The organism is Paenibacillus chitinolyticus (assembly GCF_045038035.1).
GTDB classification, from domain to species: Bacteria; Bacillota; Bacilli; order Paenibacillales; family NBRC-103111; genus Paenibacillus_F; species Paenibacillus_F chitinolyticus_A.
Map to the genome: position 1 here is coordinate 5122445 of NZ_CP173427.1, position 24103 is coordinate 5146547.

Sequence of the window (24103 nt, forward strand, 5' to 3'; positions counted from 1 at the left end):
TCCTTACTGCTCCACCGGGAGTTTATTTTTCAGAGGGAGCACTTTTAACAACTCATCTCTTTTATTAGCTAGCAAATTTTCTTGATTATAAACAAGATTTTTTAACAGACATTTTTCCGCATATTCTTCAACTGTCATTAGAAATTTCGCGGGATGGCCTGCAAAAACGCTGTTTGGCAATACGTCTTTTGTTACCAAAGAACCTGCCGCCACTACTGAGTTTGGACCAATACTTACACCTGGCAAAATGATACTGCCAAAGCCAATAAAGCTATTGTCATGAACAACAATTCTTCCGAACTTAATTACTTTTTTATATTTTGTATCTTCTCTGAAAACCCATGTTCCTCCGTCATGAGTTATAAATTGTACATTACCTGAGATAGTTACTCTGTTTCCGATTGAAACCAAATAAGGTTCGGATCCAAAATCAGATTTTCCTATTCTGCAGTTATCGCCTATGATTAATCCTTTTCTTCTTAAATTCCAAATTTTATATTGTCTGTAGATGTCTTTTATCATTCTCATCACCTCAATTTATCGCTCCTGTTGTTTTTCCTGATTCACGTAAAAACGAACTAGTAAAACCATCAAAATCATAGGAACAACCCAAAATCTTGCATAAATATGTGTAATTGTCATGCAGTTAGATATCAATGTAATTGACATAGAAATAGCAGCCGCTCCTACCGTTTTATTAAGTCTCCAAACTTTAATGGCATAAAGCAATATAATTATTAAAAAAATTACTAACCCAATTAACGAGATAAATCCGCCTTCCACCCAAAAATTTAAATAAGTATTGTGTACTGGAAGTTGAAAAGCCGTTAATTTTTCGAATGAATCAGCTCCAATACCGATAAAGGGATGTTTTTTTATTTCTTCTAAGGCTTCATAGTTCAAATACGATCGATCATCAAATGATCCTACGGATGATGTCTGACCACTTGAATTGAAATAACTCATTATTCTGCTCTCAAAAATCTCAGGTAAGGTTATATTCATTCCAATAATAATAATGAACCCGACCGCCAGTAACGTCTGCATGATCATTTTTAGATTTAGACTCAATAATAAAAATAGCGCTAAGCTCAAAACAGCTGCCAGCAATCCACCAAATGAACTAGCTACTAGCAACCCACCTATCATACAGAACAGGCCAATTAATGCTGTCCATTTTCGGACATATTTATAATGGCTAAACATCATCAAAAGGGGGATAAAAATCGAAATAGTTTTACTTAGACTATTCGGATTTTCAAGAAAAGAGCCCATTCTTCCTCCCATTGTAAAAGGACGAGCATATTGTGCGAAAAAGTAATACATAATGATTCCAAATAAACAAACGATTGTAACGCCTGCAATACCAAACCGTGCACTGTTTTTTAGCTCCTCAAAGCTCAATTGACTGTATACAAAAGGCACCAAAAATAAAGTAAATGAATATTGAATAACCACGATCAATCCCCTATTGGGATCGCCATTGATAATGGTCGATAAAGCAAGCCCCGTCATAATCAAACAAGAAGAAAAAACCCAACCAAATATCACCGAACTTGGGATTTTTGATTTAGTTATGTACTCATTACGTTTTCCCAGCATTAGAAATACCGCACTCAATAAAAATAGTAAATCTGCTAAAGTAAAGAAAATTTGAGGTGCCCTAATATAAGGGAAAAACGAAAAAAAAGTAGCTCCATATACAAAAAAAACTCCAATGCTTTGGAATGAAGTTGATTTGTTTTCAATAGAAATACGATTTAATGAACTGGTTAACATAACGCCTCCCAAATAAATGACTTAATTCCCCATGGAAACTTTCTTTTTCATTAGTTTTGAAAGTTTTCTCGGTAATTCCCAAACATTCATTAAACCTATACAGAACGAATAAATAGTTATTAAAGTAATAATCTGGAACAGAAAAGCTAGGATACCCGAATAATTTCGTATGCTAAATAGTACAAGGCCCGAAATAGCCGTTGCACAAAGTATCTTTGCCACGTCTTTTAATGGTATTGGTAATGGTGTAACTTTTCTGCCAATAGTGTAACTGAGCACAATTGAAGCGGAATAAGAAATAATCGCGGAATAACCGGCACCTATAATGCCTGTCTTAGGAACCAAGTAATAATTTAGAGTGACACTTATTAGAGCCCCTATAAAAACCGGGATTATTTGTAAGGTTGTTTTCTTTGAAATTTGAAATGCTAAATCAAAATAATAATTTTTTATTCCCAATAAAAACATACTGATCGTGACAACAGGTATAATCTTGCTGGCGGTCTCTTGAAATCTACTTCCAAAAATAATCATGGCTATCTGATTGTTTAATATAGTCATACATAATACTACGGGCAACGAAACCAGCAATAATAGAGTAATATTATCGATTAGTTTTATTTTCGCTTTCTCCATTCCTTCATTTTCCAAAGTTCTTATAACAATCGGATAAGAAGCTAAATTTATTACAACCATAATTAAAATGATCGTATATTGTGTAAAATCATAGGCTACTGAGTATAAACCAGCTTCCGTGTAACCTTTGAAATATACCAGAAATAATCTATCCGAAAAATTTATTATCAAGCCGAAGGAAAAAATAACAGTAAGCGGCAATCCATAAATCAAAAAATCTTTTATTAGTGCGGGATCTATAAGATGAAGCCTTGCGTTTGACCAAGTTTTTTTTATTTGAATCGTGAATGAAAAAATAAAACCTAAGATTGCACCCCAAACTATGCCAACAAATCCACTGCCCAACAGCAAAAAAATGACACTAAATATTAAAGTTATTATTGATTTAGCTGTACTCACAAACCCGTATTTGATTGGCGATAATTCAGAACGTAATAGCTCTAAATTAAGTTCAAAAAAGGCTTGAGCCCACAGCATAATCAAAATTAGTATAAACAATTTGTGGAATTGCTCACTAAGCGGAATTAAGAAATAACCAATGCTGCCTAAAACGGCAGTAAGAAGTATTATTGTACAAAATGAAACTAAAGTTGTACTGAGTATATTGTTCCTTTTATCTGTATAACTCGGCATGTACCTTAATAGTCCTAAGCGGATCCAGTTAAACAAAACTATGTTGCATATATTAACAATAGATAAAATCATAGAATATTGACCATATTCATACGGGGCAATTATTCTTGTATAAATAATGGTCGCTAATAAATTTGTTATTCCAGGTACACCTCGTGCGAGAAGATAGTATAAGCTATGTTTAATAAGCATTCTGCAATCTCTCCATTACTAATTTATTTCACGTGTTGTATGAGCTAATTCTTGAGGATGCTTATTTAGCTTATATAGGCTTCTGTAGATTTCATTTACTTGGGGTAAAATATTTGTTATATCATATTCTTTTGAGAAATTTAATCCGTTAACGCCCATATTTCTACATAGGAATTCGTCGCTCATTAATTTTTCGAATGCGGCAGCGGTACCTTTATCATCATTGATTTGAACCAAAAATCCATTGATACCGTCCGATACTAAGTCCGAGTTTCCACGAATATTTGTCGCTACTATAGGTTTGCCAGCACTTAATGCTTCAAGAAGTGATTTGGGTAAGCCTTCACGATAAGAAAGCAACGTAACTGCATCAGCTGCCGCTAACAACTCAGGTACATCTCTGCGGAACCCAATAATTTTAATAACATTTGTTAAACCTTTTTCTTGAATGACAGCCTCATACTCACTCTCCATCTTTCCGGTTCCAACCATAACACACTTAAGATGGGGATACTTGTTATGCAAAAGTTGTACGGCTCGTATTAATTGAATTTGGTTTTTGTTTTTGTTAAGCTCCGCCACACACAGAATGACAAAGTCACTTTCCATAATTGAAAGTTCTTTTCGTTTATTTCTTCTTACTACTAAACTGTTTTCTATGTTGTATTCTGTACTATCAATCCCTACTCCGGGTATGAACAGAACTTTTTGACGAACTGCAAAAAACTTAGCTCTGTTGTAATCCTCCTTATTAATTGTTATTAAAAAATCTGTAAAGCGAGCCATAATCCGTTCTATGGGATAGTAGATCAACCAATTAATTAGTGACGCACCTTTGTGAAAATGAAATCCATGCGCTGTATAAATAATTGGATTAACTTTGGCCTGTAAAGCGGCCAATCTTGTAACGATACTTGCTACAGGAGTATGTACATGAATCATGCCGTAATCTTCTTGTCGCAGCATTTTTTTTATCATTCTGTATGCCTGAATATTTTTAGGATGAAAAGGATTCCGAACAAAAGGTATATCAAAACACTTTATTCCGTTTTTTTTTATACCTTCGAGTCCATGGTCAGTATGACCGTAAGCATGAACCTCAATGCCTTGCTCCTGCAATAATTTCATATAAGGTATATGGAATGCTTCTAGATGACGAAACACAGTCGCCACAAAAGCAACCCTTCTCGGCTTATTTTTAGTGCTCATCTGGCCCCTTCTCCCGTAAACACTACTTTAATAGTCATCAGTAAAATTCGAATATCTAATAGCATAGAACTCTTTTCTATGTATATTAAATCAAGGTCTAACTTTTCTTTGGGAGTTATCTCATAACCGCCATTAACCTGAGCCCACCCGGTCAAACCCGGTTTAACATCCAATCTTCTAGCAAAACCAGGTATCTCTTGTTCAAACTTTTCTGTAAATAAAGGGCGCTCGGGCCTAGGACCAATTAAGCTCATTTCTCCTTTTAAAACATTAAAAAACTGAGGAATTTCATCTAGTCGTGTCTTCCTAATAAATTTACCTACTTTAGTAATTCGGCTATCATTTTTTTGTGCCCATTGTGCACCATCTTTTTCCGCGTCTGTAACCATAGATCTGAATTTAATGATATTAAATCTTCTTCCGAAACGCCCCACCCTTTCCTGGGTATAGAAAATAGGTCCCTTTGATTCAAGTTTTATTACAATCCCAACTATAATCATTAAAGGCAATGTCAAAAGAATTCCTAACGCTGAGAGAAGGATATCCATGCTTCTTTTAGAATAAAAATAAATTAAGTTTGTTCGGTTTGTTACGAGCACTGTCCCCGTATGTTCAATAGATAAGCCAATCCCACTTCCATTGTTATCCTGAACCGTTTCTTGATTTGTATACACCTGTATTCCCTCCACTTTTTATGGGTTTAATTTCCACAATAAAAAAACAAGCCATGGGGCTTGGTAACTACAAAACCACATCGCTTGAAGTTTCATAATAAAAATAATGGGGCATTAAACCCCGCCTCACACCATACCTTCGACGATTTACGTCTAAGGTGCTTGCGCACCCACAGCATGATCGAGTGTCTACACATGATAGAGGTATAGTAGACATGACCTTAAATTCATTATTTTTGTTGATAGTAGTAATATGATGTTTCCTGTTTGGATTGTGCTTTGTTGTTCAGCACTACTCCAAGAATCTTTGCTTTAACATACTCTAATTGTGAGATGGCCTTTTGTGCCCGGTCCTTCTTTACCTTCCCATGATTTAGAACCAGAACTACACCGTCCACTTTACTAGCTAATACTTGAGAATCAGTAACTGCTAATATTGGGGGAGAATCAACTATTATGATGTCAAAATTTTGACGCATCTCATTTATGAGCGTACTCATCTTATTCGAACTAAGCAGTTCGGCCGGGTTTGGAGGCACGGGTCCCGAAGGAAGAAGTGTTAGGTTAGGTATACTAGTTTGTGTTAATCCTTCACTATTTCCTTTGAGGTTATTAATCAGAAGATGTGTTAACCCTTCCATATTAGACACCCCGAAAATCTTGTGTAGGGTCGGCTTTCTTAAATCCGCATCAATCAGGAGTACATTTTTATTTTCTTGAGCGTATGCAATAGCGAGATTTGCAGCAGTTGTTGATTTTCCATCTTCAGGTTGGGCTGAGGTTATTAATATGCACTGAATAGATTGATCAATAGAAGAAAATTGTATGTTAGTTCTTAAGGTTCTATATGATTCAGCTATGTGAGATTTAGGATTGTAATAGGTAACCAATCTATTGGTTTGCACTGACATAAATATTTTCACCCACTGCTTTCTGTGAAGGATTAAGAGGCACTTTTGACTTTAAATCGGAGGATTTAATGCGGCCAATACTTGCTAATGTCGGCAGGCCCAAATATTTATCAATTTCTTTTTCTGTTTTTATAGTGTCGTCCAAATACTCCAACAGGAATGCTAATCCCATGGCAACTATGCCCGAGAGGACAAATGCCAATACTAAATTCATCTTAGGACTAGGTTTCACCGGAACCGCAGGTCCGTCTAATTTTGCTTCGTTTAAAATAGTCACATTATCTACCTTCATGATGGTAGGTATATCTGTTTTGAATATGCCAGAAATCGTGTTGACTAACTTAACAGCAGCTTCATAATTTTCATCTGTCACTGTTATAGTCAATACTTGCGTTTCATTAATGGTACTAACTTTCACTTTTTGTATAATTTCGTCTGCAGTCAGTTTTAATTCAGGTAATTTGGAAGCAACTTTATCCATGATAGCCGGAGTTTTTATGATTTCTTTGTAAGTATTTACGAGCATGATACTGGCGCTAACTTCTCCATAATCAATTCTCGAAGACCCTTCAAATTGATAAGATGAATTGACAACCAACTTTGTATTTGCGGCATACTCAGGCTTTATAAAGTAAAAACTTGCAATTCCAGTAGCGATGCAAGTCAACAAAATGACTGTAAGTATAAGCCACAAACGTTTTTTCAGAATCAGAAAAATACCTTTTAAATCCAAGTCCATGCTCTAGCCTCCGAAATTGTATTTACAATCGTTTTATTTGATACAATTTGTATCATTAAGAACAGAACAAGTTCCTTAATTAAGCTCTCTTTACGTAAACGCCGATCGATACGGTAAAGGGGCAGATTCTTTCCCTACAGCTTCTATGATCTCAACCAAGTCGTATTCTTCAAGCTGCTGCAAAAACAAATGGATGTCATTCTCAGCCGTCTGGTAAGTCGTTTCATAATGATCCTGCAAACACAACACAAGTTCATGCACGGTTCTGGCCTCGGAGAGCAGGGACCAAATCATACCGCCTACTTCGTTGACTTTCGTGATGCTTTGCCTGTTCATTTGCATAATCACGTATTCCCCGTCAAGAAGCATCACTTCCGTATCTTGATGGCGCTTGAATTTATTTTCCATCCAGCGAATCTCCTAAACATATTTTTTCATTTTGACTTGACGAAACAAGCGTTTCCACCTTTCAGCATAAACGGATTTAAAATGCTTCCAGCGTGAGGCGCTCCTCACTCCTTCCAATCCAAGCAAAGCGGGATGAACATAGGGGAAAAGAAAATTGCAGAGCCAGGCTCCCGTATGTACGGGTCTGTCATACACTTGTGTCAGGTGGTAAATTGCAATATAGACGGCGTTCTCAACCCCCTTATGACCTTGCTGAACTCTGCGAATAAGCGAGTAGGACCACAGGGGTGGAACGGACCGTTTAACAGGCACAATAACCGGAAGGCCCGGGAAGAGATAATCAACGGCCGCCAGCACCGTTTTTATTCTTTTCACGGTATATTCCCGAGCAGCCCGTTGAGCCACTCCTTTCCTGACAGATTCAACATCTGCATTCTGCAGCAAATGAACAACGTCCAAGAAATAGCGTATGGAATTCATCCTGTGTTGAGAACCGTGTAAACATATACTGTAAAATGTATCCGAATCGTTCATCCTCCGGATATGCACATAGTTCTGCAAAGGAAGGGACTGACTCCAAAATGAATCGTAATCGATATCGGCTGTACGAAACTCCACCAGTCCCCAGTGAATTTCAACCGTAATGGGAAGCCGGCCGGCAGCTCCTTCTCTAGTGTATACAACGTGATGGCTCGCATCCGATCCATCAAATCGTTCAAATCCCAAGGTCTCGACAATGTCCGCCGCTGCGGAAAGGTTCTCCGGTTGGATAAGAACGTCAATATCCGTCGTTCCTCTTACTCCGAATCCGCCGTAGTACTGCTCGCTGAAATAGATGCCTTTCATAAGCAGGACCTGAAGCCCCGCTTCCTCGAACAACCGGAGCAGCCGGTCTGTCTCTGTCTTGAGAAGCAAGTTCTGGAACAGGGTCGCTTCCGCCTTGCGCTTCAGACGGTCCTGGAGAAAGAGGGGGAGCTCACCGAGTCTCCCTTTCTCTTTCAGCATGTGGTACACCTGAGCCGTGATGGAGAATAAGTCCAAGTCTTCGGCGATCTGCCCGTATTCTTCCTCAGTGAAGGAGAATGCACCGTGAACCACATACAGGTCGTTCATAAATCGGATGAGGGGCTGTGTCATTTACATGTCGGACTGCCTGTGTGACCGCCGTTATCGCACGGATGCGGCTTGGACGGCTTGGTCTCGAAAACGATCTGCTGGTGTTTCAAAACTGTCGGTGCGATATACGTCTTCTTCACTAGCTTCACTCCTTGCGGATAATTATTTATGAAAGGGACTCTGCTACAACGAGTATCCGTTTCACACCAAACCGATACAATTCGTATCTACAATATTAACTTTATGATACGATATGTATCTTGTCAAGCGAAAAATGACCAATTCCTACCCTTTAACTCGAATATTGAAAGGCCAGGGCCACAGGGCCCGCGATAGCGACATGTTATGGGCCGGAACAGCCGGCACAATGACTTCGTCACGCGCGACATATTCCGCGTTAGCCCGGTAGGCCGAGACCTGTTCCGGCCCCACCTTCCGGGCTGCGAGCGCGTACGCGTCCGCGAGGTGCCATTTCCTGACGACGACGTCGTGTGCGTCGGAGGCCAGGAAATGGACCGCATTAGCGCGGCACAGGCTCAGCGCGAATGCCTGCATCCGACGGCCGTACTCCCCGGTGAGGGCTCCCGCCGTCACCTGGAGCAGCAGGCCGCCGTCCATCCACTCGCGCAGCAGCTCCGGCCGGCGCTGGATCTCGCCGCTCCGCTCGGGGTGCGCGAGAATCGGGACGATTCCGCGCACTCCCAGCTCGTGGAGCAGCTCGGCGAAGCCGCCCGGCACGCGGCCGCCGGGGAGCTCCAGCAGCAGATAGCGGGAACCGCCGAGGGTGCAGAGCCGGCCGTCCAGCAGGTCATCGAGGAGCCGGTCGTAGACGCGGATCTCGTGTCCGGGCAGGACGGTCAGGGCGATGCCCCGGCGGTCCAGCGCCTGCTGCAGGAGCTCCACGGCCTCCCGCACGGCCGGGGCTTCGTTGTCGTAGGCGCCGCCGTGATGAGGCGTTGCCACGACACGGCTGATGCCCGATGCCGCGGCGTGCTCCGCCATCGTCAGCGCGGCCTCCAGATCGGGAGCGCCGTCGTCCAGCCCCGGAAGGATGTGGCAGTGCAGATCCGTATACATAGGGCCGCCTCCTTCATCGGGATTCCGGTCCGGACCGGGTTAAGTTTTGCGTGACTTTCATGAAATTTTCATGAAAGTCCGCCTTCATTTTTTCATGAGTGGGCAGAAGTAACCCGGGCTTGGGACGATAGGATGATAGTTAGCGTATGCTTTCCATCTCAAATTATGATACAATCCCAAACATTACATAAGTGGGTAACCACCGAATATAATGTATAAAGTTCTTTAAATTAAGGTAAAAACGGGATAAAAAAAGGGTTTATTACGGCCTGTGGAGAAACATTTTATCGACAAATAGTTGCATTTTGTATCAAAAAATTTATAATTTCAGTATATCGACCTTTCAATGTAATCTCTGACGGGTAACCAATTGAGCCCTATTCAAGCGAGCGGTTGTTAGGTGATACCGGTTTAAACGATTGGCCGACGTGGTTATACTGGTTATTACTTTCTAGTGGAATGAGAGGAATTCTAAGATGAATAAACATGGGGATCGCATTGCTCAACTGCGAGAAAAGCATGCTTTGACTCAAGAAGAGCTGGCCAACAAACTCGGCATATCACGCGCAGCATTATCGCATTACGAGACGAGCCGGCGCGAGCCGGATTTCGAAACGATGAACAAAATCGCGACCTTCTTCAAAGTGTCCGCCGACTATCTGCTCGGAAGAACGACCAACCCGCATGCGGTGCTCGACGAAGATGTAAGAGATTTCGTGAACAGCCTGGAGCTTTCCGACGATAAGATTCTGGAAAAATTCGCGCTGTCCATTGACGGCCGCAAGTTGACTGCCGAAGAAGCCAAGCGTTTTATCGCTTTCGTGAGGGCGGAACGTTCGATGTCGGAGTAGGCGGATCGGTTCCGTCTCCCGGACCTCTCGTCTGAAACGAACTTAGTATAGCCGGATTCAAGTTCAGCTGGTCCACTAGTTTATGCAGATCAATAACAATTTCATCCGTCATTTTTATGGCACCCTCACCGGTTCCGAAATGGTAATCCTACCGAAGCGTTTAGCTCATGAATTTAATTTATGATACATCTTGTATCTGTGTCAAGCACATTTTGTATCCTTTTCAAACCTTTCGACTCCTCCATCCCGGGTGTCGATTCTTTGTTTAGCCGGGATTTTTTATGAAACCGCATACATTATCGGATTATCTGCTGTCGCAGGTCTTTCCGACTCTTTTCGGAGTCTCCGGAGTAATGAAAAGTAAACGCTCAACCGCTGCTTCTTTTATCGATGCCGATGTATTTAAAGGTTACGGAAGGAGCCGAATGGTTAAACAAGTCGCGAAGGACGGAAATATTCTTCGTGCGCTGATAATAATGGTACCCGAATGTCTTCCGCAGCGTATGCGTGCCGATGTCCTGCAATCCCACCCGCTTGGCGGCTTCGTTTAATATCCGGTAGACGCGGATGCGCTTGATCGGTTTGCCCGTTTTTTGCGAAGGAAACATAAAGTCCTCGTCGTCCATATACTGCACATACTCGCCGATGTAAGACTTCAAGGCGTCATCGACCCAGAACGATTTGCTCTTGCCGGTTTTCTCCTCGGTGATGCTGATTTCATTGCGGTCTTTCACGTCTTTCACCCGGAGTCTCAAGATATCGTTGAGATGCAGACCCGAATTAATGCCGATCGTAAAAAGAAGCCAATCCCGCATGGAATGATTCTTCAGGACGTCCTGAAGTTCTGTAATTTTTTCGGGGTCACGAATAGGTTGGGCCACTTGCATGTAAGAAATCCCTCCATTAAATTAGTTAACCCATGGTATGATACATTTTGTATCAAGGGCATTATAGCACACCACATTTCGTATGCCTAGTCCCTTTGGCGATCTTTTATCATTACTTAATCCTCATGTCCGCCTGCGGGAATGAATCTTTGTATCTAGGTCTAAAGACTTTATTTTGGTACAAATTGTATCATAATATCTAAAATAAATCTTCTTTTATTTTTTTGACGGCCTCGGAATCGGGAATCCAGTAGTACAAATTGGAGCCGACAAGCGGGTCTTCTTCACGTCCGCTGTGCCCCGGAAGCTGAGAGTAATTGAAGTTGTCATGACCGACCCCTTTGAAAAGCCAGGCGAGGCTGATCAGATCGGAATCCGAGAAATTCGTATCGAGAATGTCCTTGCGCAAGGAAGGCAGGAGCGTCGCCAGCTGCGGAATTTTATCCGGCTTTAACAGTTCGATGGCAATGGAACGAAGAACTTTGGACTGCTCTTCCTGCCGTCCGAATTCTCCTCCTTCCGCTCCGTAGCGTTCCCGTACGACTTTCAGGGCCGTGTCTCCGTCGAAATGCTGCTGCCCTTTCGGAATCGTCGTTTTCTGCCATTTCAGATGCAGGTCTTTCTCCAGCGTAAGGTCTACGCCTCCGACTTTGTCGACAATACGCTTGAATCCTTCGAAATTCGTTTTGGCATAATAGTTGATCGGCACGCCGAGAAAATCGCTGACCGTCTGCGTGGCCGTAAGCGTTCCCTGCTGATTGCCTCCCTTCGACTCCCCCACGATGTGCGCATGATTCAGCTTCGTCAAACCGACTCCCTTAACGGGCACGCGCGTATCCCGGGGCAGGGACAAGATATTGACTTTGCGCTCGGACGGTACGACATGAACCGCCATCATCACATCGCTGCGGGAAGGCTCCCCGCTTCGTGAATCGATGCCGAGAATCAGGATGTTAAACGACTTCATGTCCGGTTTGGGCGTTTCCTGAACCGGTGCTGCCGCTTCGGCAGTTTGCGGCTGTGCCAGTACGGGGATATCCTGATTCTCGAAATGTCTGGACGGGTCCAGGCTCCAGTAAGCCCAGCCGCCGGCCGAAACCCCGATTACGAGAACACTGAACGCAGCGATTTTCCATTTGGTTTTTTTCTTCAAGAAAGGTCCTCCCTCACTCTCGTCATACGATACAAATTGTATCATCAAACCTTTTGGAAAACAACTGCCTGAGGTTCCGATATTTCCTAAAATTCGGGACTTAAGGTTCAAGGGAATCGAATCCTGTCCCATGTCACCGATTCCTCTCTGCCTGTTCGCCTGTCCGGCGTCCGGTCTTCCCCCCTTTCCTCTCCGGATACACAAAAAGCCCGCATCCTTCTCCGGAAAGGACGCAGACTTTTGCTGCCGCCAAGCGGCTTCGCGCTCAGCCTTTAATAGAGCCCGCAAGCAGGCCGCGGACAAAATATTTGCCGAGGAAAATATAGACGAGCAAAGTCGGGAGGGCCGCCAAAATGGCTCCGGCCATCTGCACGTTCCACTGCACGATCTGGCTTCCCGACAAATTTTGCAGAGCGACCATGACGGGCTGCTGCTTCTGGGAAGTCAGTGTCACCGCGAACAGGAACTCGTTCCAGATGTTCGTGAACTGCCAGATGCCGACGACTACGAAGCCGGTAATGGACAGCGGCATAATAATATAGCGGTACACCCCGAAGAAGCCGGTGCCGTCGATTTTCGCCGCTTCCATGATTTCGTCCGGCACGCCCGCGTAGAAATTGCGGAAGATCAGGGTGCAGATAGGCAGACCGTACACGACATGGACAAGGATAAGGCCGGGAATCGAATTGTACAGGTGAATCGTCTGCAGGAACTGAATGAGCGGAATGAGAATGCTCTGGTACGGGATAAACATGCCGAACAGCATCAGGGCAAAGAGAGTGTTCGATCCGCGGAACTGCCACTTGGACAGCACGTAGCCGTTAAGCGATCCGAGCAGAGCGGACAGCAGTGTCGCCGGTACGGCAAGATACAGGCTGTTCAGGAAATTCGGCGCGAGCTTGTCGAAAGCGGTCTTATAACCCGAGAAATCCGGATAAGACGGCAGCCTCCACATCTGATCGAGCGTAATCTCGTTCAAGCCTTTGAAGCTGGTCACCCCGAGCACGTAGATCGGCACCAGGTAAAGGCAGGCCATGACGGCGAGCAGCATATAGAGCAGCGAACGGTTGATCTGCGCGAGACGCATCAGCCTTCCTCCTTTTTCAGACTCGAGAAGAGATACGGAACGATCAGCAGCGATACGAACAGGAGCATAATAATGGCGATGGCAGCCCCCTGAGCGTAATGATTGCCGCGGAAGGTCGTCTCAAACATGTAGACACCCGGCACGTCAGTCAGGAACATCGCCCCGGGCCCGGTCATCGCGAAGATGAGATCGAAGATTTTAAGTGAAATGTGCCCGAGAATGATCACCACGCTCACCGTAACGGGCCGCAGCTGCGGCAAAATGATTCTCGTGAACACCTGCCGCTCCGAAGCCCCGTCCATCCGGGCCGCTTCCCGCAGCTCGTCCGGAATCGCGCGCAGCCCGGCGAGATACATCGCCATCGTAAAGCCGGACATCTGCCATACCGCGGCAATGACAACGGCAATCAGGGCCAGCGGCAAACCGAAGTCGATCAGTCCCCAGGCGATGCTCGGCACGATTTCCGTGCTTGTGTACCACTTCGGGGGATCCGTCACTCCGAAAGACTTCAGGATGAGGTTCACCCCCGTCGACGGATTGAGAATCCACTGCCAGACGACTCCGGTTACCACAAACGAGAGCGCCATCGGGAAAATAAAAATGTTGCGGAACAGAGCCTCCGCTTTAATTTTCGCGTCCACCATCATTGCCAGGAAAATTCCGATCGCCATCGTGGCCGCGATAAACAGGACGGTAAACATCAGCGTGTTGCGGAGATCCGACTGAAAACGGAAATCGCCGAACAGAAATTTGAAGTTGCTTAAACCCGCGAAGGATAAATCCTTCACCAGTGTGTTCCAATTGGACAAAGATACGTATCCCGTCCAGGCGATAAAGCCGTATACGAACACCAGGATAGCGGCAAAAGACGGCAGCACCATAAGAAACGGCACCCATCTGCCGCCTTTCCGCTTGCGCCGGGGCCTCATACCCCGCTCTATCTCTGCGGGCACACGCACCGCCGATTCCGTTTGCACAGCCTCCAGCCTCCTTCCGGAAAAAGAAGGTCAGATGGTCGCCCACCTGACCGTTTTCGTTATTTTTTCATGCCGCTTGCGGCTGCCGCCTGCTGAAGCATCTTGGCGGTCTGCTCCACATCGCCTTTCGTGACGAAGATGGTCATCGCCTGGTTGGCTTGAGTCACGAAGCCTTCCGGAGCCGCTGAGCCGTGCGCCATGCTCGGCGTGAGCTTACTCTTTTTGAACTCTTCGATCGTCTGCTTGCCGTAGGCGTCATACTTGCCCGTATCGGCATCGGTGCGTGCCGGGATCGAGCCCTTCAGCGGGTTGAAGACGTCCTGTCCTTCGACGGAGCCCAGCACCTTCAGGAATTCCTTCACGGCTTCAGGATCTTTCACGCCCTTCGGCAAACCGAAAGTGTCCGTAATGACCATGAAGCTGTTCTCGGTGTTCGGCGTCGCCGCCCAGCCGAAATCCTCATTGGCCTTCAGCTTCAGATCGGTGGTGAAGTAGCCCTTCGCCCAGTCGCCCATGATATTCATGGCGGCTTCGCCTTTCGCCACGAGCTGGGCCGCATCCTGCCAGTTGCGGGCGGCGTGGTCTTTGTTCGTGTAAGTAAGCATCTTCTTGAACGTTTCCAGCGACTGCTTCACTTTGGCGTCCTCGAAGGAAATTTCGCCCGTCCACAGCTTCTTGTAATCGTCCGGTCCGAGCGTGCCGAGCAGCACGTTTTCGAAAATCATCGTGGCTGTCCAAGGCTCTTTATCGCCCAGCGCAAGCGGAGTGATGCCTTTCGCTTTCAGCGCGTCGGCCGCCTGGAAGAACTCGTCGAACGTCTTCGGCGCCTTCAGGCCGTTCGCGTCGAATACTTTTTTATTGTAAAAGAGGACGTTGCCGCGATGGATGTTCACCGGAACCGAATAAATGCTGCCGTCCTTGCTCACAAGGTCGATCAGATCTTTCGGGAATTTATCCTTCCAGCCTTCCTTGTCGTACAGATCGTTCAGCGCTTCCATCTTGCCGGCCGCCACCCAGCCCGTATTCAGCTCGGCGCCTCCGTGCACCTGGAACGTACCGGGAGGATCGCCGCCCTGCATGCGGCTGGCAAGCACCGCTTTGGCATTCGTGCCCGCACCGCCCGCCACGGCCGCGTTGACCAGTTCAATGTCCTTGTTCTTCGTTTTAAAAAGATCAATGAGCCCTTTAAGGCCCGCTTCTTCACCGGCACCTGTCCACCAGCTGAAAATCTCCACTTTCTTGGCGCCGGCTGCCACTGGCGACGAAGCCGGTGAGGACGCTCCGGGCGTTGTCTGCGCTCCGTTCCCGCCGCTTTCTCCGGACCCGCAGCCTGCGAGCAGTGTCGTACCTATCGTCATGACGGAGAGTACGGTGACCATCTTGCGTTTCATGTGATCGATCCCCTTTTTCGTTATATTTATGGGCTGTATCGTTGATGTATCCGCTTACACAAATATCGTAGCACAGGCTGACGGCCATCGGATGCGGAATCATCTGCACAAGTTTGTGCGGGTTCTGGAATGATTTGCGGTTTGTGAAAGCGCCTCCTGTCTGTTTTCAATAACCAGCATTATTTTGCGCTGCCAGGTCCTCATTTCCACAAAAAAATCCATCCCGCTATACAAACGGAATGGATTTCGCCGGACGGCTTCCGCCTGCCCGGTCTAGTCGTCAACTTTGGCTCCATATGCGCGCAGGAAAGCCGCTCCCTGATGGGCGTCCATGCGGGCCCCTTTTATATCGAGCGCCATAAAATCGACCCCGTCCAGTAGAGCTCCGCGCAGGTCCGCCCCCTGCATCCGGGATTTGCCCATTCTCGCCCTTGTGAGATCGGCGTCCCTTAAGTCGGCCTTCTCGAGGTTGCAGGAATATAAATCGGCTTCGACCAGCCGGATTCCCCTCATGGCCTGCTTCGATAAATTCGCAAAACGCAAATTCGTGTAAGACCAGTCTCCCCCGGCAATCGTAATTCCGTCCAGAGAAGCCTCGTTAAAATCGGAGCCGATCATCTTACACTCCTCAAATTTGGCGACAAAAAAATTGGCTCCCCGGAACCGGCAGTTGGTAAAAGCGCTCCGCTTATGCGAAGAGGCGTTGAACTGCGCTCCGGAGAAATCACAGTCGATAAATTGGCAGCTCTCGGTCCAGGCTTCTTCCAGACGGGTGCCGATAAAACGGCATCGTTCGAACGTGCAGTTCCGCAGCTCTCCCTCTCCCAAATCGCGTCCGCTGAAATCCGTACCTGTGTAAGTTTCTTCTATATAAGAATACATAAGTCCTCTTCCATTCCATAAGTGTATACTTGTCACAAAATCCTGCTTGGCCATGCAGTTTGTGCAGCTTGCACGGTTTGCTGCCGGGGCCGCCGATGTATTCCTTCGCACACCGCGAGTTCCCGGCTCGGCGGGGCGTCGCATGACGGTCGTCAGCCACAGAAAACGCCATGGAACTAACGCCCCCGGTATCCGGTCGGGGATATCCCGGTTACTTTGCGGAATACCCGGCTAAAGTAGTTGGGGTCCTTGTAGCCGACCTCGAAGCAGACTTCCTTCAGGCTCAGCTCGTCGTTCTTCATGAGCTCTTTGGCCCTTTCGATGCGCAGGCGGGTGACATAATCAATGAACGTCTCCCCCATATGCCGTTTGAACATTTTGCTGAAATAATGGAGGCTCAAATGCACCCGCTCCGCCGCCTGCTCCAGCGTAATCTCTTCGACGAAGTGTGCGTCGATCCACTCCTTGGCCTCCTTCAGCACGGAGGTCGTGCGCTCTTCGCGCTCGCTCAGCAGCCTTTGCGCGGCAAGCTCCAGCTCGCCGGGAACGCCGTGACCCGCCGCGGCGTTCCCGGCCGTGACAGGCGGGCCGCCTTCTGCGGACTCGCCGTCATAAACGCGGACAAACGCAGATTCGTCCGCGTTTATAGCGGCGGCGCAGGCTTCGGCGTAGGACCGGCGCAGCCCCGCCAGGCCGTGATGCGCTCTGCCGGCGCCGACGGTCGCCCGCCGGCCAAGCCGGCCGCTCACGTAGCCGTGCAGCTTGCTTGCGGCTGCGGCAGGCTCGGCGGCCTCCGCCGACGCGGCAGGCGGGACGGGCCGGCCGTGACACGGCTTCACCGCCGCCCCGTCTAGGCCGCTGCCCGCGGCCAGTGCGGCATTCGCCGCGGCTGCCTCGTGCTGGCTGCTCCCCGCCCCGGTTCCGCCATCCCGGCCTGTGCCGGCCTTCTCCGCGGTCTCGGCAGCCAAGACGGCTGCGGTTTCACCGCAGGCCCGCGCGCCTTCTTCTGCCGAAGCACTCTTCGGCTCACTAAGCGAAGTCCGGCCTGTGCCGCCACTCTCTTCCGTCTCACCGGGCCGGATCACAAAAACAGCCAGGTGACGGCCCATAAGCGGGCTGACCACGCACGTGTAACGTGTGCGGCACCAGCTTTTGACCGCGTCGTACATTTGCTTCCGGGAAGCGGTGTCGCCGTTCTCTCCGCCGCCTCCCCGGAGTCCCGGTCCGCCGTTGGCGCGATGCGGCTCCTCTTCCTCGAATGAAAGAACCAGCGCGTATCCCGAAGGATCGGCGGGCAGGGCAAGCAGCTCCAGCAGATCGCTCTCCTCGGTTTCCGAAGTCCGCTCCCGCATCAGATGCATAGCCAGTTCGCTCTCCGCCAAAGGTTCCAGACGGGCCAGTTTTTCCGTGGTCCTCAGTTCCTCTTCCCGGCGGACATGCTCTTCTTTTAATTCTTGCACAAGTGAGGTCAGGAGTCCAATCATCTGCTCCCGCTTCGCGGGTTTCAACACATAATCCCGGACTCCGATCTCCAGGGCCTGCTTGGCGTAAGAGAAATAATCATAAGCCGTGACGAGCACAAGCTTCATCCGGGGATGTATGTCTTTTATGCGGCGCAGCGCTTCCAGCCCTTCGATTCCCGGCATTTTAATATCCATCAGCACGATATCCGGCCGGTGCTGCTCGGCTCGCTGAATGGCCGTCCGCCCGTTTTCGGCATGGATCACCTCGAATACGCCGGGCATGGAGCGCGATATCATCCACTCCAGCCCTTCTCTTTCCAGCGCTTCGTCATCCGCGATCAGCAAGCGGTACATAGGCATTCCCCCTTGTCCCGGAACGCTGTCCGGTCATTTCCGGAAGTGTAAGCACCACGGTCGTGCCTTTTCCGGGAACACTCTCAATTTCAATGATTCCGTCCGTTCCGTAAAAAAGCTGCAGGCGCCGGAATACATTCTGCGTCCCGAGACCCGTGGACGGTTTCCTGCCCGCGCGGCCGCGTTCATACCCGGCGGCTGCCTCCGCCATAGGCGAACTTTCGACTCCTCCGGGTGAGAAATTCCCTTCACGCGCAGCGAACCCCGCCCCGTCAGCGGACTCCGATCCGTAACGGAGCAAGTGAAGCCGGGTCTTCTCATCCATCCCCGCTCCGTTGTCCGCCACGGTGACGCGGATGTTCTCTCCGGCCTTCTTGATGCCGAGCCGGATGAAAGCTCCCTCCTCCATGCTTTCGATCCCGTGCATGAAGGCATTTTCCAGCAGCGGCTGAAGCGTGAGGCACGGAATCCTCTGATCCAGCGCCCGCTCGTCTATGTCCGTCTCGAACGAGATCCGGTCCCGGAAACGGGACTGCTGGATTGCAAAATACTCCCGCGCGTGATCGACTTCCTCGCGAAGGGTAACCGGCTGATCCAGCTTGCGGAGATTATAGCGGAGCAGGTTGGACACCGACACTGTCAGATCGCTTGTTTTCTCGGCACCTTCCAGAAGGGCCAGCTTGGACAACACGTTCAACGTATTGAACAGGAAGTGGGGATTGATCTGGCTTTGCAGCGCTTTTATCTCCAGCTCTTTTACAAGTCTGTCCTTCTCCATATTGGCCTGGTTCTTCGCGATGAGTTCTTTCAAATTGACCTGCATATGCCCGAAGGCGAGCGTCAGTATGCCGATCTCGTCTTCGTTCTGCACGGGCGGCGGGGCCGCGTCCAAATTGCCTTTGGACATTTGCCTGGCGGCGTGCACCAGACGCCCGATCGGCTTTGTAATGCTCTGGGACAGCCAGATGGCGAAAACCAGACTGAGCAGCATGTTCACCGCAACAAGCGTCTGGCCGAGCATGTTCATTTCGCCCGTTTTAAGCAGCATCTGCCTGTAGAGCGGCTGGTAGAAGCTCAGCTCCAGATCCACCAGGTTCTGGTGTTCCGCCTTGATATAGCCCGCGGTTTTGTCCGCCTCCTCATACCGCTGGAGATACCGCTGCATGTCTTTGCTCTCGACCGCCATAAGAACGGAATCGGCCGCCGTCAGATAGGTGCCGAGCATGTTCGCGTAATTTCTCCGCGCGAAGCTGTCCTCCTCGCTTCTGGCGTCCGCCTCCAGCTTGCCCTGGAGGCTGCGCAGCTCGTCTTGGAGCGCGACGAATGTTCCGCGGCCTTCTCCGTTCAGGTCGATCAGATAACTGCTGAGGGACCGCAAGCTTTCTTCCGTTTTATGGGCGATTTCCTTGTACAGCAAGATACGGTCCATCGTCAAATGATAGCTCTCCTGGACCGTCCGTCCGCTCTGATAAATAAAGAACGTAACCGAGTTCATCAAAATGACGAGAGCCGGAATAAACAGGAACAGCTTCATGCGGATACTCACGGCGCCACCGCCGCTCCCGCATTTTGCGGATTCAAGATATCTATTCGGGTAAAAGAAACATCGGGCAGCGTTTCTCCCTGAAAATAGCGGTTCAGCATTTCGACCGACTGGAAGCCCATCGTATACGGCTTCTGGATCACTGACGCTTCAATTTCTTTGCGGGCCAGCGCCTCGCGGGTCTCCGTCAGGTCATCGAATCCGAAAATGCGGACCTGCTCCTGTTTATTCAAGCTTTTGGACGCCTGCAAAATACCGAGCGCATCCAGCGCGCTCGTACCGACCATCACATCGATGCCTTCCCTGCTGCGCAGCATGTGCTCCGCGGTCTGGGTCGCCTGGATGCGGGAGATGTTGGAAACGCCGACCTCCACGATTTTGAGATTCGGCTCGGCATCCACAACGGAACGGAAACCTTCCAGCCGCTGCTGCTGGTTGCCGGCCTCATAGCTGCCGATCACCATGCCGATGGACGCGCTGCGGCCTTCGTAAGCTTTTGCCACAAGCTCGCCCAACTGCCGTCCGGATTCCACATTGTCGGTGCCGACATAGCTCAGCCTGCGGCTGTCCGGGCTGTCCGTATCGACGGTCAGAACGGCGATTCCTTGTTCGACGGCCTTGTCGATCAGTTTGTTATAAGCTTCGCTGCGGATTCCCTGGATGAGAATCCCGTCCGGCTTACCGGCGATCGCCTTGCCGAAAATCTCCGTCTGCTCTTCAATATCGTTGCGGTAAGGGCCGCTGTACTCCAACTTAATGTTGTAATGCTCCGCGGCGTCCCTTGCGCCTTTTTCAATCGTCCGCCAGAAAGGGTTGTCCAGCTCCTGGGAGATCATGACCACATGTTTCGTCTTTCCGCCTGGAACCGGCGTATGGCCGCGGTCCTGTATGTCCCGGACAATCCCGTTGATCTGGGCGTTTGTATAAGCAAACCTGCCGAGCAGCAGCACGAACAGCGCAAACAGCACGGCGAGGCCGACGGTCCATTTGGACGGGGCCCATTTCTTCACGTTGCTCCTCCTCCGAAAAATCCGGTTTTAGCGATGCCCTGTCCCCGCCTCCTTTAATTTGTATGCGGTTACAGTTTGATGGGTATGCCTATTATAGCAAAAAAATTCTCCATGTGGTCGGGCGGGGTCGGGGACTTTTTTGTACCAAGGTCGGGCAGCAAACCTAGACCTGAGTCGGTGTGACCGGACACGAACGGTCTATATAATGAGAAACCGAGAGCACTGCACGAGTGATAACGGATTACGGATTTTTTGGAGGTAGAGAAAAAAATGAACAATCAACCCGTATTGGAAATACGCGGCGTCAACAAGACGATACGCGGCAAAAAGATTATCCAGGACCTGTCTTTCGAAGTTTATCCCGGCGAAGTCTTCGGATTTCTGGGACCGAACGGGGCCGGTAAAACGACGCTGATCCGCATGATCGTCGGTCTGATGAAAATGAACAAAGGCGACATCGTGATCCACGGACAGTCGATCCAGAACCGATTCGAAGACGCCATCAAGCACGTGGGCGCCATTGTGGAGAATCCCGAGATGTACAAATTCCTCTCGGGGAAGAACAACCTCGTGCATTACGCCCGCATGTTTCCGGGCGGCATCCCGCAGTCGAGAATCGACGAAGTCGTCGAGCTTGTCGGGCTGAAAAACCGCATCAAAGAGAAGGTCAAAACCTACTCGCTTGGCATGCGCCAGCGGCTTGGCGTCGCTCAGGCCCTGCTGCACCGGCCGTCCCTGCTCATTCTCGACGAGCCGACGAACGGTCTCGACCCGGCAGGCATCCGGGAGCTGCGCGACTACCTTCGCCGGCTGGCCCGCGAAGAAGGCATCGCCATCGTCGTCTCCAGTCACCTGCTGTCGGAGATGGAGCTGATGTGCGACCGCGTCGCCATCATCCAGCAGGGCAAGCTCGTCGACGTGCAGGATCTGCGCGGAGAAGGGGCTGCGCCGAAGGAGACGTCCTACTTCTTCGAAGTTAACGATCCGGCGACGGCGCAGGCTGTGGTGCAGGAAATCGACCCGCACCTGCACGTGACACCGCATCCGAACGGCATCGAGCTCACGATCGGACGCGAAAGAGCCGCCGACATCGGCGCTCTGCTCATCCAGGCGGGTCTCCGCCTGTACGCGATGAAGCCGCTCACGCAATCGCTCGAAGACAAATTCTTGCAGATAACGGGAAGTGATCAAATTGCTTAATCTCATTCGTAATGAAAACATGAAAATTTACCGCCGGCTGACAACTTGGATTATGGTCATTCTGCTTGTCGGACTGGTGGGGCTGATTTCGTTCCTGATCCACTACGACTCCAGAGGCATGAACAGCGCGGACTGGCGGCAGGCACAGACTCAGCGCATCGAACAATTGGAGAAGACCAAAGCGGACTTCCCGGACAACGCGGCCGATCTGGATCAGCAGATCAAGCTGGCCCAGGAATATCTGAACCGGGATATATCCCCGAATCAGGCTGCCGTATGGCAGGCCGTCGGCTCCATGTCCAGCCTGATCGCGGTCATTACCGTCTTCACCGTGGTCGTCTCCGCCGACGCCATGTCCGGCGAATTCTCGAGCGGAACGATCAAGCTGCTGCTGATCCGGCCCGTTTCGAGATCGAAGATCGTGTTCGCCAAATACGCGGCAGGCTTCCAGTTCTCCATCTTCATGCTGCTCGTGTTATTCGTCTCGGCCCTGGCCATTAACCTGGTGCTTTACGGAGGGGCGGGAACAAGCCCGACCGTTCTCGAGCTGAACAGCATGGGGGCCATCGTCGAGAAAAACGTCATCACCGACATGCTGAGCACGTACGGGTTCAAGTGCGTAGAGCTGATTATGATCGTGACGCTCGCCTTTATGATCTCCACCCTGTTCCGCAGCAACTCGCTTGCGATCGGGATCTCGCTCTGCATCATGTTCCTGGGCAACACGGTCAGCATGATTCTGAGCCGGTACGACTGGAGCAAATACCTGTTGTTCTCCAATATGGATTTGACCCGCTACCTGCACGGCCAGCCTCTTGTCCAAGGCATGACGATGACCTTCTCGATCCTCGTGCTGGCCGCTTACTTTATCGTCTTTAACATACTCACCTGGACGGTGTTCCGCCGCCGGGACGTCATGTAAGCTCCTATTCTTGCATGGAAAAAGCCCGCGTCAGCGGCCGCCTTCGCTGCCGGCCGCTGACGCGGAACCGGCCTCCGGCACGGAGCCGAAAAAGCCGCACCCGTTTGTTAAGGGTGCGGCTTTTTCGTATGCCGGGCGTCCGGCCGTGTGCCGCGCAGTACCGGGAGCGCTTCGCGCCCGAACTTCTTACCGGCTGCAGCGGACTGGGGCGGGCGTTCGCAAGCGGCGACGCTTGACCGCAGTCTCCCGCAATGCCGGAGCTCTCCCGCGGAGGTGGCGCGAGCAATCACGGGCGCTGTCACCGTCTGGCTCCGGGAGGGCTTTTCTCACCGGCGGAGGATAAACCGGCGCAGGCGAATCCCGCTTCCTCCTAAGAGGAGTTGCGGCGGAGCCAGCGGTAGCTTTTGCGTACGCCGTTCAGAAGCGTGTCCGGCATCGGAATAGGGTGCTTAGACAGAAGCGGCAGATACAGGCGGTAGTAGGCTTTCTTCATATCCTCCCACATCGTGTCCGGCGTGTCGCCCAGAAAATCGGAAACATCCAGCACTTTCCCGCGTCCGTCTTCCATCATGACATTTTTGGCATGCAGGTCCTGCGGCACCAGTCCCAGCCTTCGCGCAAAATCGCACGCTTCTTCGATATCGAGAATGACCCGCTCCGGTATCCGTATCCCCGAACGGATGCAATCGTACAGCGTCCTCCCGTTCATCCGTTTCAGGATGAGGTAGGGCTTTTTCGCATAATGGCAGCGGGAGTACGCGGGGTGCTCGCCCAGCTTACGGTACACCTCGACCTCGTCTTCCCAGCCGTCTCTTCCGGGAGCGTATACTTTAACGACCAGCCCGGGCATGTCCGGATGCGAGACGACAGCCGCGTAATTGCCCGCACCGACTAACTGCCAGGGGGCGGGAAGTTTATGCACCACGACGGGGTCATGGGGCTTTTCGCTTTCAAAGTCGAGGCCGGGCAGAAGCTCCCGTTCGATCTTTTGTATCCATGCTTCCATTTT

Annotated in this window: 23 protein-coding genes; 3 read left to right on the forward strand and 20 right to left on the reverse strand. The window is 49.6% G+C overall.

Annotated elements, in window-relative coordinates:
- Positions 1-3 precede the first annotated feature (3 nt).
- The 10 genes from ACI48J_RS23080 to ACI48J_RS23125 all read right to left on the reverse strand — a co-directional run bounded on the left by ACI48J_RS23080 (position 4) and on the right by ACI48J_RS23125 (position 9374).
- The gene (locus tag ACI48J_RS23080; protein WP_405083273.1) at positions 4-528 is read right to left on the reverse strand and encodes an acyltransferase; all 525 of its coding nucleotides are present in this window, start codon (positions 526-528) and stop codon (positions 4-6) included.
- A 9-nt stretch (positions 529-537) separates the two neighbouring features.
- The gene (locus tag ACI48J_RS23085; protein ID WP_405080392.1) at positions 538-1779 is read right to left on the reverse strand and encodes an O-antigen ligase family protein; all 1242 of its coding nucleotides are present in this window, start codon (positions 1777-1779) and stop codon (positions 538-540) included.
- A 21-nt stretch (positions 1780-1800) separates the two neighbouring features.
- The gene (locus ACI48J_RS23090; protein ID WP_405080393.1) at positions 1801-3240 is read right to left on the reverse strand and encodes a lipopolysaccharide biosynthesis protein; all 1440 of its coding nucleotides are present in this window, start codon (positions 3238-3240) and stop codon (positions 1801-1803) included.
- A gap of 18 nt (positions 3241-3258) precedes the next feature.
- A complete protein-coding gene (locus ACI48J_RS23095; protein WP_405080394.1) occupies positions 3259-4449 on the reverse strand; it encodes a glycosyltransferase family 4 protein in 1191 nt (396 codons plus the stop codon).
- Positions 4446-5078 carry a sugar transferase gene (locus ACI48J_RS23100; protein WP_405083274.1) on the reverse strand — a complete coding sequence of 211 codons (633 nt, stop codon included), beginning with the start codon at positions 5076-5078 and terminating at the stop codon, positions 4446-4448. Before ACI48J_RS23100 ends, ACI48J_RS23095 begins: the two co-directional genes overlap by 4 nt.
- A 275-nt stretch (positions 5079-5353) precedes the next feature.
- The gene (locus tag ACI48J_RS23105; RefSeq protein ID WP_405080395.1) at positions 5354-6034 is read right to left on the reverse strand and encodes a CpsD/CapB family tyrosine-protein kinase; all 681 of its coding nucleotides are present in this window, start codon (positions 6032-6034) and stop codon (positions 5354-5356) included.
- Positions 6015-6773: a YveK family protein gene (locus ACI48J_RS23110; protein WP_405080397.1), complete on the reverse strand. Its 759-nt coding sequence runs from the start codon at positions 6771-6773 to the stop codon at positions 6015-6017. Before ACI48J_RS23110 ends, ACI48J_RS23105 begins: the two co-directional genes overlap by 20 nt.
- A gap of 90 nt (positions 6774-6863) precedes the next feature.
- Positions 6864-7181, reverse strand: coding sequence for a PqqD family protein (locus tag ACI48J_RS23115; RefSeq protein ID WP_326054008.1), 318 nt, complete (start codon positions 7179-7181; stop codon positions 6864-6866).
- 12 nt (positions 7182-7193) lie between these two features.
- The gene (locus ACI48J_RS23120; RefSeq protein WP_405080398.1) at positions 7194-8318 is read right to left on the reverse strand and encodes a nucleotidyltransferase family protein; all 1125 of its coding nucleotides are present in this window, start codon (positions 8316-8318) and stop codon (positions 7194-7196) included.
- Positions 8319-8582: 264 nt separating this feature from the next.
- Complete coding sequence (locus ACI48J_RS23125; RefSeq protein ID WP_405080400.1) at positions 8583-9374, reverse strand: tyrosine-protein phosphatase; 792 nt, start codon at positions 9372-9374, stop codon at positions 8583-8585.
- A 476-nt stretch (positions 9375-9850) separates the two neighbouring features.
- Here ACI48J_RS23125 and ACI48J_RS23130 point away from each other — a divergent pair, with 476 nt between their 5' ends.
- Entirely contained in the window at positions 9851-10225 is a 375-nt protein-coding gene (locus tag ACI48J_RS23130) for a helix-turn-helix domain-containing protein (RefSeq protein ID WP_009672225.1), read from the forward strand.
- Between the two features lie 368 nt (positions 10226-10593).
- Here ACI48J_RS23130 and ACI48J_RS23135 read toward each other — a convergent pair whose 3' ends face one another.
- The 9 genes from ACI48J_RS23135 to ACI48J_RS23175 form a co-directional block, all read right to left on the reverse strand.
- Entirely contained in the window at positions 10594-11112 is a 519-nt protein-coding gene (locus ACI48J_RS23135) for a tyrosine-type recombinase/integrase (RefSeq protein WP_405080401.1), read from the reverse strand.
- Positions 11113-11311: 199 nt separating this feature from the next.
- Positions 11312-12265 carry an LCP family protein gene (locus ACI48J_RS23140; protein WP_405080403.1) on the reverse strand — a complete coding sequence of 318 codons (954 nt, stop codon included), beginning with the start codon at positions 12263-12265 and terminating at the stop codon, positions 11312-11314.
- Between the two features lie 265 nt (positions 12266-12530).
- Entirely contained in the window at positions 12531-13352 is an 822-nt protein-coding gene (locus ACI48J_RS23145) for a carbohydrate ABC transporter permease (RefSeq protein ID WP_326054000.1), read from the reverse strand.
- On the reverse strand, positions 13352-14281 hold the full coding sequence (locus ACI48J_RS23150) for a carbohydrate ABC transporter permease (RefSeq protein ID WP_405083275.1): 930 nt from the start codon (positions 14279-14281) through the stop codon (positions 13352-13354). The genes ACI48J_RS23145 and ACI48J_RS23150 overlap by 1 nt, the downstream gene beginning before the upstream one ends.
- Positions 14282-14388: 107 nt before the next feature.
- Positions 14389-15720 (reverse strand): ABC transporter substrate-binding protein, encoded by a 1332-nt coding sequence (locus ACI48J_RS23155; RefSeq protein WP_405080404.1) that lies wholly within the window; start codon positions 15718-15720, stop codon positions 14389-14391.
- 273 nt (positions 15721-15993) lie between these two features.
- Entirely contained in the window at positions 15994-16602 is a 609-nt protein-coding gene (locus ACI48J_RS23160) for a pentapeptide repeat-containing protein (protein WP_405080406.1), read from the reverse strand.
- A gap of 176 nt (positions 16603-16778) precedes the next feature.
- Positions 16779-18419 carry a response regulator gene (locus tag ACI48J_RS23165; RefSeq protein ID WP_405080407.1) on the reverse strand — a complete coding sequence of 547 codons (1641 nt, stop codon included), beginning with the start codon at positions 18417-18419 and terminating at the stop codon, positions 16779-16781.
- The gene (locus ACI48J_RS23170) at positions 18394-19965 is read right to left on the reverse strand and encodes a histidine kinase (protein WP_405080408.1); all 1572 of its coding nucleotides are present in this window, start codon (positions 19963-19965) and stop codon (positions 18394-18396) included. Before ACI48J_RS23170 ends, ACI48J_RS23165 begins: the two co-directional genes overlap by 26 nt.
- A complete protein-coding gene (locus tag ACI48J_RS23175; RefSeq protein ID WP_326056491.1) occupies positions 19962-20972 on the reverse strand; it encodes a substrate-binding domain-containing protein in 1011 nt (336 codons plus the stop codon). The genes ACI48J_RS23170 and ACI48J_RS23175 overlap by 4 nt, the downstream gene beginning before the upstream one ends.
- A gap of 270 nt (positions 20973-21242) precedes the next feature.
- On the opposite strand from ACI48J_RS23175, the gene ACI48J_RS23180 reads away from it, so the two are divergent.
- Both ACI48J_RS23180 and ACI48J_RS23185 read left to right on the forward strand, forming a co-directional pair.
- Positions 21243-22172, forward strand: a complete 930-nt coding sequence (locus ACI48J_RS23180; protein WP_326056489.1) for an ABC transporter ATP-binding protein — start codon at positions 21243-21245, stop codon at positions 22170-22172.
- Positions 22156-23094, forward strand: a complete 939-nt coding sequence (locus ACI48J_RS23185; protein ID WP_405080410.1) for an ABC transporter permease subunit — start codon at positions 22156-22158, stop codon at positions 23092-23094. Before ACI48J_RS23180 ends, ACI48J_RS23185 begins: the two co-directional genes overlap by 17 nt.
- A gap of 370 nt (positions 23095-23464) precedes the next feature.
- Here the strand turns inward: ACI48J_RS23185 and ACI48J_RS23190 are convergent, their stop codons facing one another.
- Complete coding sequence (locus ACI48J_RS23190) at positions 23465-24100, reverse strand: serine/threonine protein kinase (protein ID WP_405080412.1); 636 nt, start codon at positions 24098-24100, stop codon at positions 23465-23467.
- Positions 24101-24103 lie beyond the last annotated feature (3 nt).

Excerpts from the sequence above, each read along its gene's own strand:
- ACI48J_RS23080 (WP_405083273.1), bottom strand. The coding sequence starts at position 528 with ATGAGAATGATAAAAGACATCTACAGACAATATAAAATTTGGAATTTA.
- ACI48J_RS23085 (WP_405080392.1), bottom strand. The coding sequence starts at position 1,779 with ATGTTAACCAGTTCATTAAATCGTATTTCTATTGAAAACAAATCAACT.
- ACI48J_RS23090 (WP_405080393.1), bottom strand. The coding sequence starts at position 3,240 with ATGCTTATTAAACATAGCTTATACTATCTTCTCGCACGAGGTGTACCT.
- ACI48J_RS23095 (WP_405080394.1), bottom strand. The coding sequence starts at position 4,449 with ATGAGCACTAAAAATAAGCCGAGAAGGGTTGCTTTTGTGGCGACTGTG.
- ACI48J_RS23105 (WP_405080395.1), bottom strand. The coding sequence starts at position 6,034 with ATGTCAGTGCAAACCAATAGATTGGTTACCTATTACAATCCTAAATCT.
- ACI48J_RS23110 (WP_405080397.1), bottom strand. The coding sequence starts at position 6,773 with ATGGACTTGGATTTAAAAGGTATTTTTCTGATTCTGAAAAAACGTTTG.
- ACI48J_RS23115 (WP_326054008.1), bottom strand. The coding sequence starts at position 7,181 with ATGGAAAATAAATTCAAGCGCCATCAAGATACGGAAGTGATGCTTCTT.
- ACI48J_RS23120 (WP_405080398.1), bottom strand. The coding sequence starts at position 8,318 with ATGACACAGCCCCTCATCCGATTTATGAACGACCTGTATGTGGTTCAC.
- ACI48J_RS23125 (WP_405080400.1), bottom strand. The coding sequence starts at position 9,374 with ATGTATACGGATCTGCACTGCCACATCCTTCCGGGGCTGGACGACGGC.
- ACI48J_RS23130 (WP_009672225.1), top strand. The coding sequence starts at position 9,851 with ATGAATAAACATGGGGATCGCATTGCTCAACTGCGAGAAAAGCATGCT.
- ACI48J_RS23135 (WP_405080401.1), bottom strand. The coding sequence starts at position 11,112 with ATGCAAGTGGCCCAACCTATTCGTGACCCCGAAAAAATTACAGAACTT.
- ACI48J_RS23145 (WP_326054000.1), bottom strand. The coding sequence starts at position 13,352 with ATGCGTCTCGCGCAGATCAACCGTTCGCTGCTCTATATGCTGCTCGCC.
- ACI48J_RS23150 (WP_405083275.1), bottom strand. The coding sequence starts at position 14,281 with ATGAGGCCCCGGCGCAAGCGGAAAGGCGGCAGATGGGTGCCGTTTCTT.
- ACI48J_RS23155 (WP_405080404.1), bottom strand. The coding sequence starts at position 15,720 with ATGAAACGCAAGATGGTCACCGTACTCTCCGTCATGACGATAGGTACG.
- ACI48J_RS23160 (WP_405080406.1), bottom strand. The coding sequence starts at position 16,602 with ATGTATTCTTATATAGAAGAAACTTACACAGGTACGGATTTCAGCGGA.
- ACI48J_RS23165 (WP_405080407.1), bottom strand. The coding sequence starts at position 18,419 with ATGTACCGCTTGCTGATCGCGGATGACGAAGCGCTGGAAAGAGAAGGG.
- ACI48J_RS23180 (WP_326056489.1), top strand. The coding sequence starts at position 21,243 with ATGAACAATCAACCCGTATTGGAAATACGCGGCGTCAACAAGACGATA.
- ACI48J_RS23190 (WP_405080412.1), bottom strand. The coding sequence starts at position 24,100 with ATGGAAGCATGGATACAAAAGATCGAACGGGAGCTTCTGCCCGGCCTC.